Here is a 13,925-nt window from a genome sequence, read left to right as displayed (position 1 = left end):
CGATGGATGGACGTTTATTCCTGCAGCAGGCGATCGATCATCCCCATCACGCGTTTCACCGCGCCGCGCTCGCTGTCGAATACGATGCGCGCCACCATGCCCATGCGGTCGCGGCGGGGTTCGTCGCGCAACAGCTGCAGCACGTGCGTCCCGAGTTCCTCGGCGCTGTTCACGCGCATGGCCCCACCCTCCTGGATCAGGGTGAGCGTGATCTCCTCGAAATTGAACGTATGCGGTCCGACCAGCACCGGGGTGGACAAGGCTGCCGGCTCCAGCACATTGTGGCCGCCGATCGGTACCAGGCTGCCGCCGACGAAGGCGAGATTGGAGGCCGCATAGAACGGCATCAACTCGCCCATGGCATCGATCACGAACACCTGATGGGATGCCGACGGCACGCGATCGGCACTGCGCGTGCCCACCGTGAAGCCGAGGCTGCGTGCGGAGTTCTCCACCAGCTTGAAGCGCTCGGGGTGGCGAGGCGCGATCAGCAGCAACGCATCCGGCCAGCGCGTGAGCACTTCCAGATGCGCTTCCAGCACCGGCAGTTCCTCGCCCTCATGCGTGCTTCCCGCGATCCACGCAGGCCGCAGGTGGCCCCATTGGTGGCGCAGCTCGTCACCCTTCAGTTCGGCGTCGTAGGGCACCGGCATGTCGAACTTGAGGTTGCCGGTGACCACGATCTTCTCGGGATCGGCACCCAGCTCGCGATAGCGCGCGGCATCGGTGCGCGATTGCGCGGCGATCTGGCTGACACAGCTGAGTGCGCGTGCGACGAGGCCGCCCATCGGCTTGTAGCCGCGCAACGACCGCTCCGACAGGCGCGCGTTGACGATCATCAACGGAATGCCACGGTTGCGGCAGGCGAAATAGAGATTCGGCCAGATCTCCGTCTCCACGATGATCGCCAGGCGCGGGCGCACGCGACGCAGGAAGCGCGTCACGGCGAATGGCAGGTCATAGGGCAGGTAGACATGGAACACGCTGTCGCCGAACAGCTGGCGCACGCGCTCGGACCCGGTCGGCGTCACCGTGGTGACCACCAGCGGCGCGTTGGGGTAATCGTTGCGCAGTGCCTTGATGAGGGGTTCGGCGGCGTTGACCTCGCCCACTGAGACCGCGTGCACCCAGAGACTGCCGCTGAAACCCGGCGCATCGAAGAAGCCGAAACGCTCGCGCCAGCGCTTGTGGTAGTCGCGGTAGCGCACGCCGCGCGCCAGCAGACGCAGCACGATGATCGGCGTCACCAGGTACATGGCGAGGGTGTACAGGTAAAGCAATGGCCGGCCCTTCGATGCGGTGCGCCAGTATATCGGCTCGCCATGATGTCCCGTCCCGGGGACTTTCCCGCCTTTGCCTTGATCCGCGCGGCTCGCCTCGATTTGGCTTGTTCCCTACAATCGCGCGATGCCCGGCATGTCCCGCCCCTCTTTCACGCCCTCCCTGCTCGCTCCTCAGCACTGGCCCGGCTGGCTTGGTGTCGGCGTGATATGGCTGATCGCCCGCCTGCCCCGCACCTGGCTGATGGCTCTGGGCGGCTTCCTGGGCCAGTTGGTGCAGCGGGTGCCTTCGCCGCGCCGGCATATCGCCGAGGTGAACATCGCGCTGTGCTTTCCCGAGCTGTCGAAAGCCGAACAGGCCGCGCTCGTCGATGCGCACCTGCGCGACATCGGTCTGATGATGGCGGAGTTCGCCCTGGGCTGGATGGGCAGCGAACAGGCCATCGCCGACGTACCCGTGACCATCGAAGGACTCGAACACCTCGAGATCGCGCGCGCCCAGGGCAAGGGCGTGCTGCTCGTCGGCGGCCACTTCTCTCACCTGGAACTGTGCGCACGCCTCGTGTCGCAGCGCATCCGCATCTCGGGCATGTATCGCAAGATGGATTCGGCTGCCTTCGAATGGGCCGTGTTGCGCGCCCGGCTGGATTACGCCGAGGCGATGTTCGACAAGGACGACATCCGCGGCACGGTGAAGCACCTGCGCAACGGCGGCACGCTCTGGTACGCACCGGACCAGGACATGCGCAGCAAGGACAGCGTGTTCGTGCCGTTCTTCGGCGTGCCCGCAGCGACCATCACCGCCACCCATCATCTGGCCCGACTCTCGGGCGCGCTGGTGATCCCCTTCTTCCATCGCCGCCTTCCCGGCAATGCCGGGTACGCATTGCGATTGGGTGCGCCGCTGGACGACTTCCCCAGCCGCGATTCGCTGGACGACACCGCGCGCATCAACCTATGCATCGAAGAGATGGTGCGCGCCGCCCCCGAGCAGTACCTGTGGGTCCACAAGCGCTTCAAGACGCGACCGGAAGGAAGCCCGTCCGTCTACTGATCTGACAGACCGACGACAGGAACTTACGATACAACGCACGCGGTGTTTTCCCCGACACGTGTTGCGTCATGTCCCTTTCCCTGTTTTTGCGCTCACTGCGCCAGCGCCGTGATTGGCGTGGTCCGTTTCACAAACGGCTCGTCGCCGGCCTCAAGTACATCGCCCGCAGCGCCCACATGGCGCGGCGTCAGTCCGCGTGGCTGGGCGAACTGTACGGCTCACCCCGCATGTCGGCGCTGGTCGCGCACGACCCGCGACTGCACGAGCGCTGGCACCACCACTACATCAATCGCCGCCTTGGCCATGCGCGTCGCCTCGCGGTGATACGCAGCCACTACCGCTACGCCTTCGGCAATCTGCCAAGGGCGTTGACGGAAGCCGTGTATCTGCACGGCCACTTCAACCTTGGCACGCTGGTCTTGAAGGATGGCAGCGAGTTGCTGCTCGAGCTGCGCCGCCCACTCGGCCGCAGCCGCGAAGGCGAGCTCGCGCTGTGCCTGGCCAACGTCCAGGGCCAGCTGTTGTCGTCGGCGACTTTCAGCATTGCGGATGACGGCCACACGCTGCTGATCGGCTGCCTGCAGGGCGCGAGCGCCGAACTGGGCCGCGAAGCCGTGCGTGAACTGACCAAGCAGAGCTACGGCCTGCGTCCGAAGAATCTGCTGTTCTCGCTGCTGCTGGCGTTCGGTTCGTTCACCGGAGCCCGGCAGGTCCGCGGCGTGAGCAACCTCGCCCACCCGTTCGCCGGCGAGGCCGACAAGATCAAGGCCGACTACGACGGCTTCTGGGAAGAATGCCAGGGCGTACTGGAAGCGGACGGCTTCTTCGCCCTGCCCGTGATCGAGCCCGTTCGCGACGAAGCGCAGGTGGAGAGCAAGCATCGCTCCGCGTTCCGCCGTCGCGAGCAACTGCGGCGCGATGCCTGCGCGCAGCTGCTGGCAGCGCTGCGCGGCCAGCCGCAGGCGCTTCCGCAGGCAGCATGACCTCGTGCGATGTCAGCCGGCAAACGTGCCGGTTGGCGCGCACGAGCGCGGCACCGTCATGGCTCGCGCCAGATCGGTTTTCATTCGAATCCGCCGCCGGCGCGGATAACGCCTTCGCGTGGTATCAGTTCCGCGACGTACGCTCGTCGCGCGCCCTGCGCGCGGCGATCTCGCGGGCCTCGTGCAGCTTCGCGTACTTCAGGAAAGCGTAGAACGCGCCGGTGCCGCTGGCGATGAAGCCGGCCCAGCCGTTGAGGAAGTAGCGCTTGCCGATGTACTGGCGCAGGAAGAACACGGGCGGATAGAACACCATGCGCAGGCCGGTGAAGCGCTGCCGCTTGCGCAGCTTGTACGCCACCATGCCCGTCGTATAGCGGTTGATCTTTTCCACGCGGGTGGCGATGTCCGTGTCGCCGTCGTTGACGAAATCCGCGCGCCACAAGGTCTTTACCGGGCCACGCACTTCCACGGCCGAATGGACCTCGACGTCGTTCATGCCACCGCGCCGGCGATCGAACAGGCGCAGGTGGCCGTTACGCCAGCTCCAGCGATGCTGCAGAGTCCAGAACATGCGTTCGCGGCGCGGCAAGCGGAAGCCGGCATGACGCGGCGCCGTCAGCGCACGCTCGATTTCCTCGCGCGTGCCGGGCGAGAGGATCTCGTCGGCGTCCAGGTTGAGGATCCAGTCGTGGCTGGCCATGTCGTAGGCGCGCTGCTTCTGCGGCCCGTAGTCGTCGAACGGATGGACGGCCGTGCGGGCGCCGTGCCGGTGCGCGATGGCGATCGTGTCATCGGTCGAACCGGAGTCGAGCACGATGATCTCTTCGGCCCAGTCGACCCGGCTCAGGCAGGCGTCCAGCGTATCGGCGTTGTTGTAGGTGATCACCACCACCGACAGCGGCTCGCGCGTCATGCCTGTGCTCCCTCGCTGCGCGGAAACACGTACAGCGCCGCGCACCACAGGCCCAGCAGCCAGGCGAACAGCAAACCCCACCATGCCGAATAGAAGGCGAGATGGGTGTTCAGGGGAAACAGCATCACGGCCAGCGCCAGCGTCACCGGGAAAGCACGCTCCCGCGCGTCGGCGCCGACGCATCGCCATGCCCGTACCGCCGCAACGATGGCCGCCAGCCAGCACAGGAAGCCCAGCGTGCCGGTTTCAGTAAGCACCTCCAGCACCCACTGATGGGCGTGGCAGGCGCCCTCGCCGACCCCACAGGCTTCCTCGCTGACCACGAAGTGATCGTTCGGCGGCGCATACGTCGGGTATGCATTGCGATAGGCCCGCACGCCAACCCCGTTGATCGGATGCCCCTCGAACATCGCAATGCTGGTGCGCCAGATATCCAGGCGCCCACTGGTCGCCCAGTCGAGCGACGCGCCGGTGCCGTGCGCCGCCTGCAGCGTGCGATCCATGCGCTCATGGAAGCGTTCGGAGGTTTTCCATGCCACGCCACCCGCCGCCAGCATCACGACGAGGCCCGCGCAGGCCACCGCCAGGAAGCGCCCCGGCGAACGGACGACATGCCAGGCATAACCGATGCCCACCAGCATGTAGCACAGCCAGGATGCCCGCGAGCCGGACATCAGCACCGGACCCAGCAGCAGCACGAAGGCGAGCAGCAGACCCTTGATGCCCCATCGCTGCCGCGCGGCCCACAGCACGAACGGCGAGAGCACCGACAAGGTGGGACCCAGCTTGAGGTTGGTGGCGCCGAAGATCCCGGAAATACGCTCGGGCTCGGCGCGCCCGGCCAGGCTCCAGCCGGTCAATGCCTGCATCCAGGCATCCACGACCCAGAACGCCACCACCACGGCAACGGCGACATACAGCGCATCGAGCTTTTCCGCCCGGCGGATCGCAAAGCAGGCATACAGCCCCAGCGGCACGTAGCGCAGCAAGGCCGCCACGGTCGACCAGCTCTTGCCCGGCGTCAGCGAATCCACCGATGACAACAGGGCCGCGCCGATATAGGCGGCCAGCAGCCACAGCAGCAATCGTGCGCCGGCGTGCTCGCGCAGCGCGGACGGATGACGCGCGAACAACAGCACGGTGCCGATCAGGCACAGGAAGGTGCCCAGTTCCGAGCTGCGCCCGAAGGGCAACAGGGCGATCACCAGCCAGAACGGCAGCAGGGGCGAACGCAGGGCGACCTTCAGGGAAGCGGCGAATGAACTCATGCGGGCATCGGTTGATTACGACTCACGCATTGTAGGTGAGCCGTACGCCGATCCGGGCCGCTCAGGCCGCGGTGAGTTCGTCGTAGAGCGCCAGCGTGGCCTGCTGCATGTCGCTGAGGCGATAGCTCTGCAACATGGGAATCGGCGGCGCCACGCGCAGCAGCTCGGCGGCACGCTCGACCAGTCGTTCCTGGTCGGACGGCGGCACGCGGCCGGCGGGATACAGCTCGGCCAGCAACTCGCCCACGCCGCCATGCGCATAGCCCAGCACCGGGCGGCACAGCGACAGCGCCTCGATGACCGTTCGGCCGAAGGACTCCGGCTTGTTCGACAGCTGCAGTACCAGCGAAGAGATGGCGTAGATATCGCGTACGTCCGCGCGCGGCGGCGTGAGCACGACCTGCGCATCCAGGCCGCGGCTGTGGATCAGTTCACGCAGCTCTGCCACGTACGCTTCGCGGCCGGGCTCGATCACGCCCAGCAGTAGCAGGCGCACGTCGATGCCGCGGCGCTTGAGCTCGGCTACCAGCTCGATGGCGTCGTGATGGCCCTTCAGTCGCGTACCGCGGGCCGGCAGGGTGAGCAGCGGTGCCCCCGCCAGGCTGGGAAACTCGGCGAAGAAGGCCTTGTGCCAGGCGTCGTCGGGGCGGTGACCGTACGGGAAGGCGTCCGGGTCGATGCCACGCGGAATGACGCGTACGCGCGACGGCTCCAACCACGTGTAGTGGCTGAGCATGTAGTCGCGCAGGGTCTGCGATACGGCGATCACCCGCTCGCCACGCAGCAGGATCGAGCTGTAGCGACCGGGCGTGTTGAGCCCGTGCACCGTGGTCACGAAATGCGGCGAGGGCTTGAGGCCCTTGATCGCCCACCAGCCCACCCAGGCAGGCAGGCGCGAACGGGCATGCACGATATCGGGCTTGAGCTCGCGCAGCACGCGCCGCAGAGCGCCCACTTTCATGAACGTGCTCAGCGACTTGCGGCCGATGTCCAGGGTGATGTGACGGCTACCCTCGGCCTCCAGCTGCGACACCAGGCGACCACCTGCGGAAATCACCACGGACTGGTGACCGGCAGCCACCAGCGCGCGCGCAATTTCCAGCGCCGAACGTTCAGCGCCGCCCGATTGCAGGGCGGGGATCAGCTGAACGACGGTCATAGACCTCGCTGGCGTGGCGACTGCTGACATGATGGATTCGTAAGGTGCCTTCATCCCTAGAGGCAAGCAGCAATCGTGCCTAAATGCGCCCCAGCAATAGTTTCAAACGCAACTATTCGGGGAAAACTCAGTCCCGCAGCACGTAATGCGCGCCACAATAAGGACATGCGGACTCGCCGCCATCCTCGACGATCGGCAGATAGACCTTCGGATGGGAGTTCCACAGCGCCATGCCGGGCATGGGACAGGACAACGGAAGGTCCGCGCGCGTCACTTCGTAACGATTTTCGGCATTCGCGGGGATCAGCGGGGCAGCCGCAGAGGAAGGCGACATGGGGGCAAAACTCCATCGGGAGACCGGGCCGAACATGTTAACAGGCCGGCCATAGGGCGCGGTGGCGGGGCGCCCTGCCCTGCAACGGAGGACATAGTCCGTGCGGCGAGTGTCGGCGGTTCGGAAGCGGGTCGAGAATCCCGCGCGCAGGTCCCGGGTGCGCGGTCGTTTCCAGGGGCCTCGATCTCCAGGGGTTCGCCACGCAGGCAGGCACCGGTCATCGCAGGACCGGCCTTTCCATCCAGTACACAAGGACTGTCATGGACTTCGGGAAAATCTTCAGCCGCATCAGGGCCATTCTTGCCACGCCACAGACCGAGTGGCCGGTGATTGCCGCCGAACCGGCATCGACCGGCGGCTTGTTCCGCAACTACATCGCCATCGTGGCGGCCTTGCCGGTCATCGCGCACTTCATCAAGGGCAGCCTGATCGGCTACGGCGCATTGGGCATCCACATGCACACGCCGGTCGCCATGGGCCTGGTCGGCATGGTGCTGTATTACCTGCTGATGCTGGCGGTGACCTATGTGACGGCGCTGATCGTCAATGCGCTGGCACCCGCTTTCGGAGGCCAGAAAGACCCCGTGCAGGCACTGAAGGTGGTGGCCTATGCATGGACCGCCAGCTGGGTGGGCGGCATCGCGGTCATCATCCCGTGGCTGGGCTGGCTGGTCGCCCTCGCCGGCGGCATCTACAGCATCTACCTGATCTATCTCGGCCTGCCCCACACCATGCGTTGCCCGGTCGAGAAGGCGGGCGGCTATACAGCCGTGACAGTGATCATCGCCATCGTGCTGAGCTGGATCGTTGCGCTGGTCCTGGCCAGCGTGATCGGCGTCGCCGCGCTCTCGGGCACTTCAATGCATCAGGTGCAGCTGGACGACGGCCAGGGCAACAAGGTCTCGGTCGATGCGAACAGTGCAATCGGGAAGCTCGCCGCCATAGGGCAGCACGCCGAACAGGCGAGCAAGGACCTGGAGGCCGCACAGAAATCCGGCGATACCGCGGGGCAGCAGGCGGCGATGGCACGCATGGCGGGTGCCGATGGCAATGTGACGTCCCTGCCCGCGAACGTCATGGAACAATTCCTGCCCGATACCCTGGCCGGCATGAAGCGTGGCCACCTTTCCGCCGAGCGCAACGGCGGCATGGGCGTGCAGGTCACCACAGGCCGCGCCGACTACAGCGACGGCCAGGGTCACGATATCGAACTGGAAGTCACCGACACCGGCAACATGCGCAGCATGATGGCCGTGGCCAGCGCAGTGGCGCCTGACTCCGAGCAGCAGACCGACCATGGCTACCAGAAGAGCTACACCAGCAACGGCCGCCTCGTGCACGAGGCCTGGGACAACAACGCCAGGAACGGCGAGTACAGCGTAGTGGTGGCCCAGCGCTTCGCGGTGAAGGCATCGGGCAACCCCGACAGCATCGACCAGCTGAAGCAGGCGGTGAACGGCATTGACCTGGACAAGCTCGACTCGCTGAAGAACGAGGGCGTCAGCAGCCACTGAGCGCCATCGACGCGCAAGAAAAAAGCCCGCGCCATCACGGCGCGGGCTTTTCAGTTTCCGGCGGACCGGACTTACTTGGTGGCTTCGGTCTTCGGCACCGAGGCCTCGGTGGTGATGCGCACCTTGATCTCGTCGCTCACGTTCGGCACGTAGGCGCCCACGCCGAAGTCGGAACGCTTGAGCGTGGCCACGGCATCGAAGCCCACGGTCGGCACCTTCATCATCGGATGCTCGCCGCTCTTGTTGAGCGTGGCGTCCAGCACGACCGGCTTGGTCACGCCGTGCACGGTCAGGTCACCGGTAACCTTGTACTTGTTGCCGCCGGCAGCCTGCACCTTGGTGCTCTTGAAGGTGATGGTCGGGTACTTGTCGGCATCGAAGAAGTCCGGCTTCTTCAGGTGCTCGTCCAGCTTGGACACGTGCGTGTCGAGGTTGGCCAGCGGCAACGTCACGTCGACCGACGACTTGGACGGATCCTTGTCGTCGAACACCAGGGTGCCCTGGCCGAGGCTGAGGTTCGCGGTCGGGTTGGAGAACCCGAAGTGGTTCCAGCTGAAGAGCACGAAGGTGTGGCCCGGGTCCATCGTGTAGGTGACCGGAGCCGCCTGGGCGGTGACGGCAGCGCCAAGCAGACCGGCAAGAACGAGGTAACGAAGTGCACGCATGTAGGAATCTCCTAAGGGTTTGGGGGGACTGCGCGGAACGATCGAGCCGATACCGGCTCAGGCGATGCGGCAGGCCTCGTCGAAGCTGAGACGCGGGCTGCGCGGGAACAGGTCACGGCTGGCGTCGCCGTAGCCGATATTGACCAGGAAGTTGGCCTTGATGGTGGTGCCTGCAAAGAACGCGGCATCCACGCCGGCGTTGTCGAAGCCGGACATCGGACCGCAGTCCAGGCCAAGCGAACGCGCCGCCATCATCACGTAGGCGCCCTGCAGCGTACCGTTGCGGAAAGCGGTGACATCGATCAGCGGCTGGTTGCCGGCGAACCAGCTGCGCGCATCGGCATGCGGAAACAGCTGCGGCAGCTTTTCGTAGAACTCATGGTCGGTCGCCACGATGGCGGTGACCGGCGCCGCCATGGTCTTGGCGCGATTGCCTTCGGAGAGAAAGGGCGAAAGCTTCGCCTTGGCTTCCTGCGATTTCACGAACACCAGGCGCATCGGCGAGGAGTTGGCGCTGGTCGGGCCGAACTTGGCCAACTCGTAGAGCTGGTGCAGCTGCTCGTCGCTCACCGCCTTCGGCAGCCACGCGTTGTAGGTACGTGCGCTGCGGAACAACTGGTCGAGGGCGGCCTCGGAAAGCATCTCGCTCATGGGTATCCTTCAGGTCAGGACGCGCCACCGGTGGCGCAACGAACCCAAGTGTAAGGGCGGTTGCGTCCAAACAGGACCCAGGCGAATGAAACGAACTGTACTGCTCAGGGAAACAATGCCATCGGTCACACGCCCATGCTGAAGCTGCACGGCGACTGCTGGGTGATCACCGATGCGGCCGCGGGCAACCAGCGCCAGGCCCTGGCCCTGGCACAGCGACTGGAGCTGCCGGTGCGCCACCTGCAGCTGGAACCGGCAGCTCCCTGGTCATGGCTGGCGCCACGCCTCACGGTCGGCGCGCTGTCGGCGCTCTCGTCCGCGCAGAGGCAACAATTTGCGGCTCCATGGCCCACCGTGGCGATCGGTTGCGGTCGCACGTCGGCGTTGTACACACGCTTGTTGCGCAATCTCAGTGCGGGCCGTGTCTATACAGTGCAGGTGCTCGATCCGCGCATCGATCCCGCGCACTGGGACACGGTGATCGCCCCCCGCCACGATCGGCTCTCGGGCCCCAACGTGCTGCAACCGCTGGGTTCGCTGAATCCGGTCGACGTCCAGTGGCTGCAGGACGGTCGCGACGCCGACCCGGGCTTTGCCGAGTTGCCGCGGCCGCGCGTCGGCGTGCTGCTCGGCGGCCCACGCAAAGGTGTCACGTTCAACGAAGGCTACATTTCCCAACTGGCCGGCCAGCTGCTGTCGCGCCAGCGCGAAGAAGGCGGCAGCCTGCTGGTACTTGCCTCGCGGCGCACGCCCAAAGCCCTGGTCGAACTGATGCGCCAACGCCTGCAGGGACGGCCTGGCCTGATCTGGTCCGGCCAGGACGACGGCAGCAATCCGTATCCCGGTGTGCTGGGCTGGGCCGACCGGCTGGTGGTCACGCCCGATTCGGTAAACATGCTTTCCGAAGCCTGCGCCGTAGGTTGTCCGGTGCACACCTTGGTGGTCGGCGCGTTGCCGGAGAAGCTCGAACGCTTCCATCAGGCGTTGCGGCAGGCAGGCCGGCTGCACGACATCGATGCGATCGCCGTCCCGCCGGTCGAACCCTTGCGTGAGACGACCGCCATTGCCGCGATGCTTTACGAACGCATCGCCGCACGCCAGCTGCAAGGCTGAGCCTGCACGCTGCCAGCATGGCGGACCACGACGGTCAGAACGTAAAGCCCAGCTCCGTCGTAACGTCCTGCACCTGGGTCGATATCCGGTCCAGCTCGCTGTCACGCGGTGCAATGCGCGAGCGCAGATCCAGCGTGCAGGCCAGCGCACGGTGCAGCAGTTCCGCGTGCGCCTCGGCAAACAGGCCCGCCTGGCGGCCATCCAGCAAGCTTGCGTTGCGGCAGGCCTCGATCAGCGCGGCGTTGGCTGTGGCGTTGAGCAGCGATGGATGTTCGGAGGCGTGCGCGAGCACCAGTCCCTGCAACGCGAACTCGATATCCAGCAGGCCACCCAGGCCCTGCTTCAGGTCGAACTGCCGATCATCCGAGCGATCACGCTCGGCGCGCCAGCGCTGGCGCATGCTGCTGACCTCCTTGAGCACGGAGGCACGGTCGCGCGGCACGGCCAACACCTCGCGACGCACCGCGGCGAGTTCGGCGTGCAGTGACACGTCGCCGGCGACCGGACGCGCGCGCAGCAGGGCCTGGTGTTCCCAGGTCCATGCACGACTCTTCTGGTAGCCGGTGAACGACTCGAGGCTACTGACCAGCAGCCCCTTGGAACCGTCCGGACGTAGCCGCGTGTCCACTTCGTACAGGCGACCTGCACGCGTGAGCACGGTCAGCCAGTTCATCACGCGCTGCGCCAGTCGCTGATACCAGCGCGAGCCTTCCATCGAACGGACACCATCGCTCATCGCATGCGAGCGCCTGGTGTCGTAGACGAACACCAGGTCGAGGTCGGAGGCGAAACCCAGTTCCTCGCCGCCTACGCTGCCGTAGCCAAGCACGGCAAAACCGCTGCCTTCGCCAGCAAGACGCCCATGCTGGGCAACCAGTTCGCGCTCGGCCAATGCCATCACCGCGATCACGATGGACTCGGCCAGCGCCGCCAGACGGCGTGCCGTGGCCACGGCATCGGCGCGACCATCGATGAAGGCCAGGCCGAGGCGGAACGCCACGCTGGCCTTGAACTCATTCAGGCGCTCCAGCTCCGCCTCGGCTTCGCGCTCGTCCAGCGTGGCCAGCACGCGAGTGATTTCCGCGCTGATGTCGGCACGCTTGAGCGGCAGCTGGTCGATGCGCGGGTCGAGGACATCGTCGAGCAACAAGGGCTGCGCGATCACGCGTTCTGCGAGGAATGCGCTCTCGGCAAAGAGCCGCGCCAAGCGCAGCCGTGCGGCAGGCTGTTCCTCCAGCAAGGTGAGATACGAGGAGCGTCGCGCCACTGCCTGCACCAGGCGGCACAGCCGTAACAGGCATGGCACCGGTGCGGCGCTGTTGCGCGCCACCGCCAGCAGCTGCGGCATCAGGCGATCGAGCTGTTCGCGCGAACGCTGCGACATCGCGCGCACTGAAGCCGCCATCGCCAGCTTCTGCAAGGCTTCGGCCACTTCTGCGCCCGGCACGAAGCCGGAGGCTTCCATCACACTCGCATCCAGCGTCTCCGTACAGGCGTGCTGCCACAGCGCAACGCCTTCGACCGGCGCGCTGGCGGTGCGGCCGCCCTGGGGCATCAGCACCTCGGCGAATTCTTCGCTGACGTGCGCACGATGCGTGGCGAGCTCCGCTTCAAGTTCTTCCCACGATGCATGCCCCAGCCCGAGCGCGATGCGCTCGCGGCTCAAGGCATCCTCGGGGATGTCGTGCGTCTGCGCATCGCGCAGCATCTGCACGCGATTCTCCACGCGACGCAGGAGCACATACGCTTCGCGCAGCGAACGCGCACGCGCCGCGCTGATGTGGCCGCGCGCCTCGCAGGCCGTGAGCGCGGGCAGCAGGCCCCGCACGCGCAGGGACGGTTCGCGGCCGCCACGGATCATCTGCGTCAGCTGCACCACGAACTCGATCTCGCGAATGCCGCCCGGACCCAGCTTGAGATTGTCGGCGAGATCCTTGCGCGCCACTTCCGCATCGATCAGCGATTTCATCTCGCGCAGGCCCGCAAACGCGGTGTAGTCGAGATACTTGCGATAGATGAAGGGCCGCAGGATGTCCTGCAGTTCCTTGCCGCCGTTGCGGTCGCCCGCCACCGCCCGCGCCTTGATCCACGCGTAGCGCTCCCAGTCGCGCCCCTCGCTCTGGTAGTACTGCTCCATCGCCGAGAACGGCAGCGCGAGGCGGCCCGCATTACCGAACGGACGCAGGCGCAGGTCCACGCGTGCGCAGATACCGTCGACCGTGGGTTCGTTGAGCAGGCGCACCAGCTGGCGCGCGAGCCGCACGAAGTATTCACTGTTGTCGAGCGAACGCGCGCCATCGCTCTGGCCGCCGTGCGGATAGGCCAGCACCAGGTCGATGTCGGACGAGAAATTCAGTTCGCTACCGCCGAGCTTGCCGAATCCCATCACCACCATGCGCTGCAGCTCGCCTTCGTGGCTGCGGCTGTGTCCGTAGCGAGCGGCCAGCGCCCGCTCGGACCAGCCGAGCGCCGCGCCCAGCAACGCCTCGTAGAGCACGCTCGTCGCCGAGAGCGTCTCGGGCAACTCATCCAGTCCGTTGATGTCGCGAAACACCAGGCGCAAGGCTTCCGCATGACGGAACTGGCGCAGTTCGGTGAGGCAGACGGTTTCGTCGTCGGACAGCTTCAGTGCATCGATGCGGGCGCTCGCGTCGCTGCCCGAGCGCAACCGCTCCAGCCCCTGAGGCGACAGCAACTGCGGCTGGCGAAACCAGATATCGAAGGCAAAGTCGCTGGCCAGCAGGGTGCGGCGGATGCGCTCGGCCACGCCGGCGTCATCGTGCAACGGGATGCCCAATGCGCGACAGCGCGCGGCCAGTTCGCCATAGCGGTCGTCGATGAGCGCGCGCAGCGCCGGTGATTCCTGAGGCCTGTGGAGAACGGTCATCGGGCCATTGTGCCGCACTGCACGCCTGCTGCCGACCACTCGGCCTCCCAATATGACCGGAAGGTGACCGGAAACCCGCCTCACGTGCACCGAGGCAGGCCACG

Annotated in this window: 12 protein-coding genes; 4 read left to right on the top strand and 8 right to left on the bottom strand. The window is 66.2% G+C overall.

All coding sequences use genetic code 11. The features are described 5' to 3' along the window. Positions 1-14: 14 nt before the first annotated feature. Positions 15-1,280 carry a lipid IV(A) 3-deoxy-D-manno-octulosonic acid transferase gene (waaA, locus tag EPB08_RS11735; RefSeq protein ID WP_130619275.1) on the bottom strand — a complete coding sequence of 422 codons (1,266 nt, stop codon included), beginning with the start codon at positions 1,278-1,280 and terminating at the stop codon, positions 15-17. A 136-nt stretch (positions 1,281-1,416) separates the two neighbouring features. Between waaA and lpxL the strand changes: the two genes are divergently transcribed. Together lpxL and EPB08_RS11725 are read left to right on the top strand one after the other, a co-directional pair. Then, positions 1,417-2,334, top strand: coding sequence for an LpxL/LpxP family Kdo(2)-lipid IV(A) lauroyl/palmitoleoyl acyltransferase (lpxL, locus tag EPB08_RS11730; protein ID WP_205746342.1), 918 nt, complete (start codon positions 1,417-1,419; stop codon positions 2,332-2,334). Positions 2,335-2,402: 68 nt separating this feature from the next. Beyond that, positions 2,403-3,317 carry a VirK/YbjX family protein gene (locus EPB08_RS11725; protein ID WP_130619273.1) on the top strand — a complete coding sequence of 305 codons (915 nt, stop codon included), beginning with the start codon at positions 2,403-2,405 and terminating at the stop codon, positions 3,315-3,317. Positions 3,318-3,441: 124 nt separating this feature from the next. Here the strand turns inward: EPB08_RS11725 and EPB08_RS11720 are convergent, their stop codons facing one another. The 4 genes from EPB08_RS11720 to EPB08_RS11705 all read right to left on the bottom strand — a co-directional run bounded on the left by EPB08_RS11720 (position 3,442) and on the right by EPB08_RS11705 (position 6,991). After that, positions 3,442-4,230 (bottom strand): glycosyltransferase family 2 protein, encoded by a 789-nt coding sequence (locus EPB08_RS11720; RefSeq protein WP_130619272.1) that lies wholly within the window; start codon positions 4,228-4,230, stop codon positions 3,442-3,444. Further along, entirely contained in the window at positions 4,227-5,498 is a 1,272-nt protein-coding gene (locus EPB08_RS11715; protein ID WP_130619271.1) for an O-antigen ligase family protein, read from the bottom strand. Before EPB08_RS11715 ends, EPB08_RS11720 begins: the two co-directional genes overlap by 4 nt. A 61-nt stretch (positions 5,499-5,559) precedes the next feature. Beyond that, positions 5,560-6,687 carry a glycosyltransferase gene (locus EPB08_RS11710; RefSeq protein ID WP_130619270.1) on the bottom strand — a complete coding sequence of 376 codons (1,128 nt, stop codon included), beginning with the start codon at positions 6,685-6,687 and terminating at the stop codon, positions 5,560-5,562. Positions 6,688-6,784: 97 nt separating this feature from the next. Beyond that, positions 6,785-6,991: a zinc-finger domain-containing protein gene (locus EPB08_RS11705; RefSeq protein ID WP_130619269.1), complete on the bottom strand. Its 207-nt coding sequence runs from the start codon at positions 6,989-6,991 to the stop codon at positions 6,785-6,787. Positions 6,992-7,251: 260 nt separating this feature from the next. On the opposite strand from EPB08_RS11705, the gene EPB08_RS11700 reads away from it, so the two are divergent. Beyond that, a complete protein-coding gene (locus EPB08_RS11700) occupies positions 7,252-8,505 on the top strand; it encodes a Yip1 family protein (RefSeq protein WP_130619268.1) in 1,254 nt (417 codons plus the stop codon). A 71-nt stretch (positions 8,506-8,576) separates the two neighbouring features. Here EPB08_RS11700 and EPB08_RS11695 read toward each other — a convergent pair whose 3' ends face one another. After that, on the bottom strand, positions 8,577-9,170 hold the full coding sequence (locus tag EPB08_RS11695; protein ID WP_130619267.1) for a YceI family protein: 594 nt from the start codon (positions 9,168-9,170) through the stop codon (positions 8,577-8,579). Between the two features lie 57 nt (positions 9,171-9,227). Next, the gene (locus tag EPB08_RS11690) at positions 9,228-9,821 is read right to left on the bottom strand and encodes a malonic semialdehyde reductase (RefSeq protein ID WP_130619266.1); all 594 of its coding nucleotides are present in this window, start codon (positions 9,819-9,821) and stop codon (positions 9,228-9,230) included. Positions 9,822-9,956: 135 nt separating this feature from the next. On the opposite strand from EPB08_RS11690, the gene EPB08_RS11685 reads away from it, so the two are divergent. Beyond that, positions 9,957-10,934: a mitochondrial fission ELM1 family protein gene (locus EPB08_RS11685; RefSeq protein ID WP_130619265.1), complete on the top strand. Its 978-nt coding sequence runs from the start codon at positions 9,957-9,959 to the stop codon at positions 10,932-10,934. Between the two features lie 34 nt (positions 10,935-10,968). On the opposite strand, the gene glnE is transcribed toward EPB08_RS11685, so the two are convergent. Next, entirely contained in the window at positions 10,969-13,821 is a 2,853-nt protein-coding gene (gene glnE, locus EPB08_RS11680) for a bifunctional [glutamate--ammonia ligase]-adenylyl-L-tyrosine phosphorylase/[glutamate--ammonia-ligase] adenylyltransferase (RefSeq protein WP_130619264.1), read from the bottom strand. Between the last annotated feature and the right edge of the window lie 104 nt (positions 13,822-13,925).

The organism is Dyella amyloliquefaciens, assembly GCF_004296575.1.
Lineage (GTDB): Bacteria > Pseudomonadota > Gammaproteobacteria > Xanthomonadales > Rhodanobacteraceae > Dyella > Dyella amyloliquefaciens.
This window is presented reverse-complemented; position numbering and strand designations above follow the sequence as displayed.

Bases quoted from the DNA above. Each gene is read 5' to 3' on its own strand.
- lpxL (WP_205746342.1), top strand. From the start codon at position 1,417: ATGTCCCGCCCCTCTTTCACGCCCTCCCTGCTCGCTCCTCAGCACTGG.
- EPB08_RS11725 (WP_130619273.1), top strand. From the start codon at position 2,403: ATGTCCCTTTCCCTGTTTTTGCGCTCACTGCGCCAGCGCCGTGATTGG.
- EPB08_RS11720 (WP_130619272.1), bottom strand. From the start codon at position 4,230: ATGACGCGCGAGCCGCTGTCGGTGGTGGTGATCACCTACAACAACGCC.
- EPB08_RS11715 (WP_130619271.1), bottom strand. From the start codon at position 5,498: ATGAGTTCATTCGCCGCTTCCCTGAAGGTCGCCCTGCGTTCGCCCCTG.
- EPB08_RS11710 (WP_130619270.1), bottom strand. From the start codon at position 6,687: ATGTCAGCAGTCGCCACGCCAGCGAGGTCTATGACCGTCGTTCAGCTG.
- EPB08_RS11705 (WP_130619269.1), bottom strand. From the start codon at position 6,991: ATGTCGCCTTCCTCTGCGGCTGCCCCGCTGATCCCCGCGAATGCCGAA.
- EPB08_RS11700 (WP_130619268.1), top strand. From the start codon at position 7,252: ATGGACTTCGGGAAAATCTTCAGCCGCATCAGGGCCATTCTTGCCACG.
- EPB08_RS11695 (WP_130619267.1), bottom strand. From the start codon at position 9,170: ATGCGTGCACTTCGTTACCTCGTTCTTGCCGGTCTGCTTGGCGCTGCC.
- EPB08_RS11690 (WP_130619266.1), bottom strand. From the start codon at position 9,821: ATGAGCGAGATGCTTTCCGAGGCCGCCCTCGACCAGTTGTTCCGCAGC.
- EPB08_RS11685 (WP_130619265.1), top strand. From the start codon at position 9,957: ATGCTGAAGCTGCACGGCGACTGCTGGGTGATCACCGATGCGGCCGCG.
- glnE (WP_130619264.1), bottom strand. From the start codon at position 13,821: ATGACCGTTCTCCACAGGCCTCAGGAATCACCGGCGCTGCGCGCGCTC.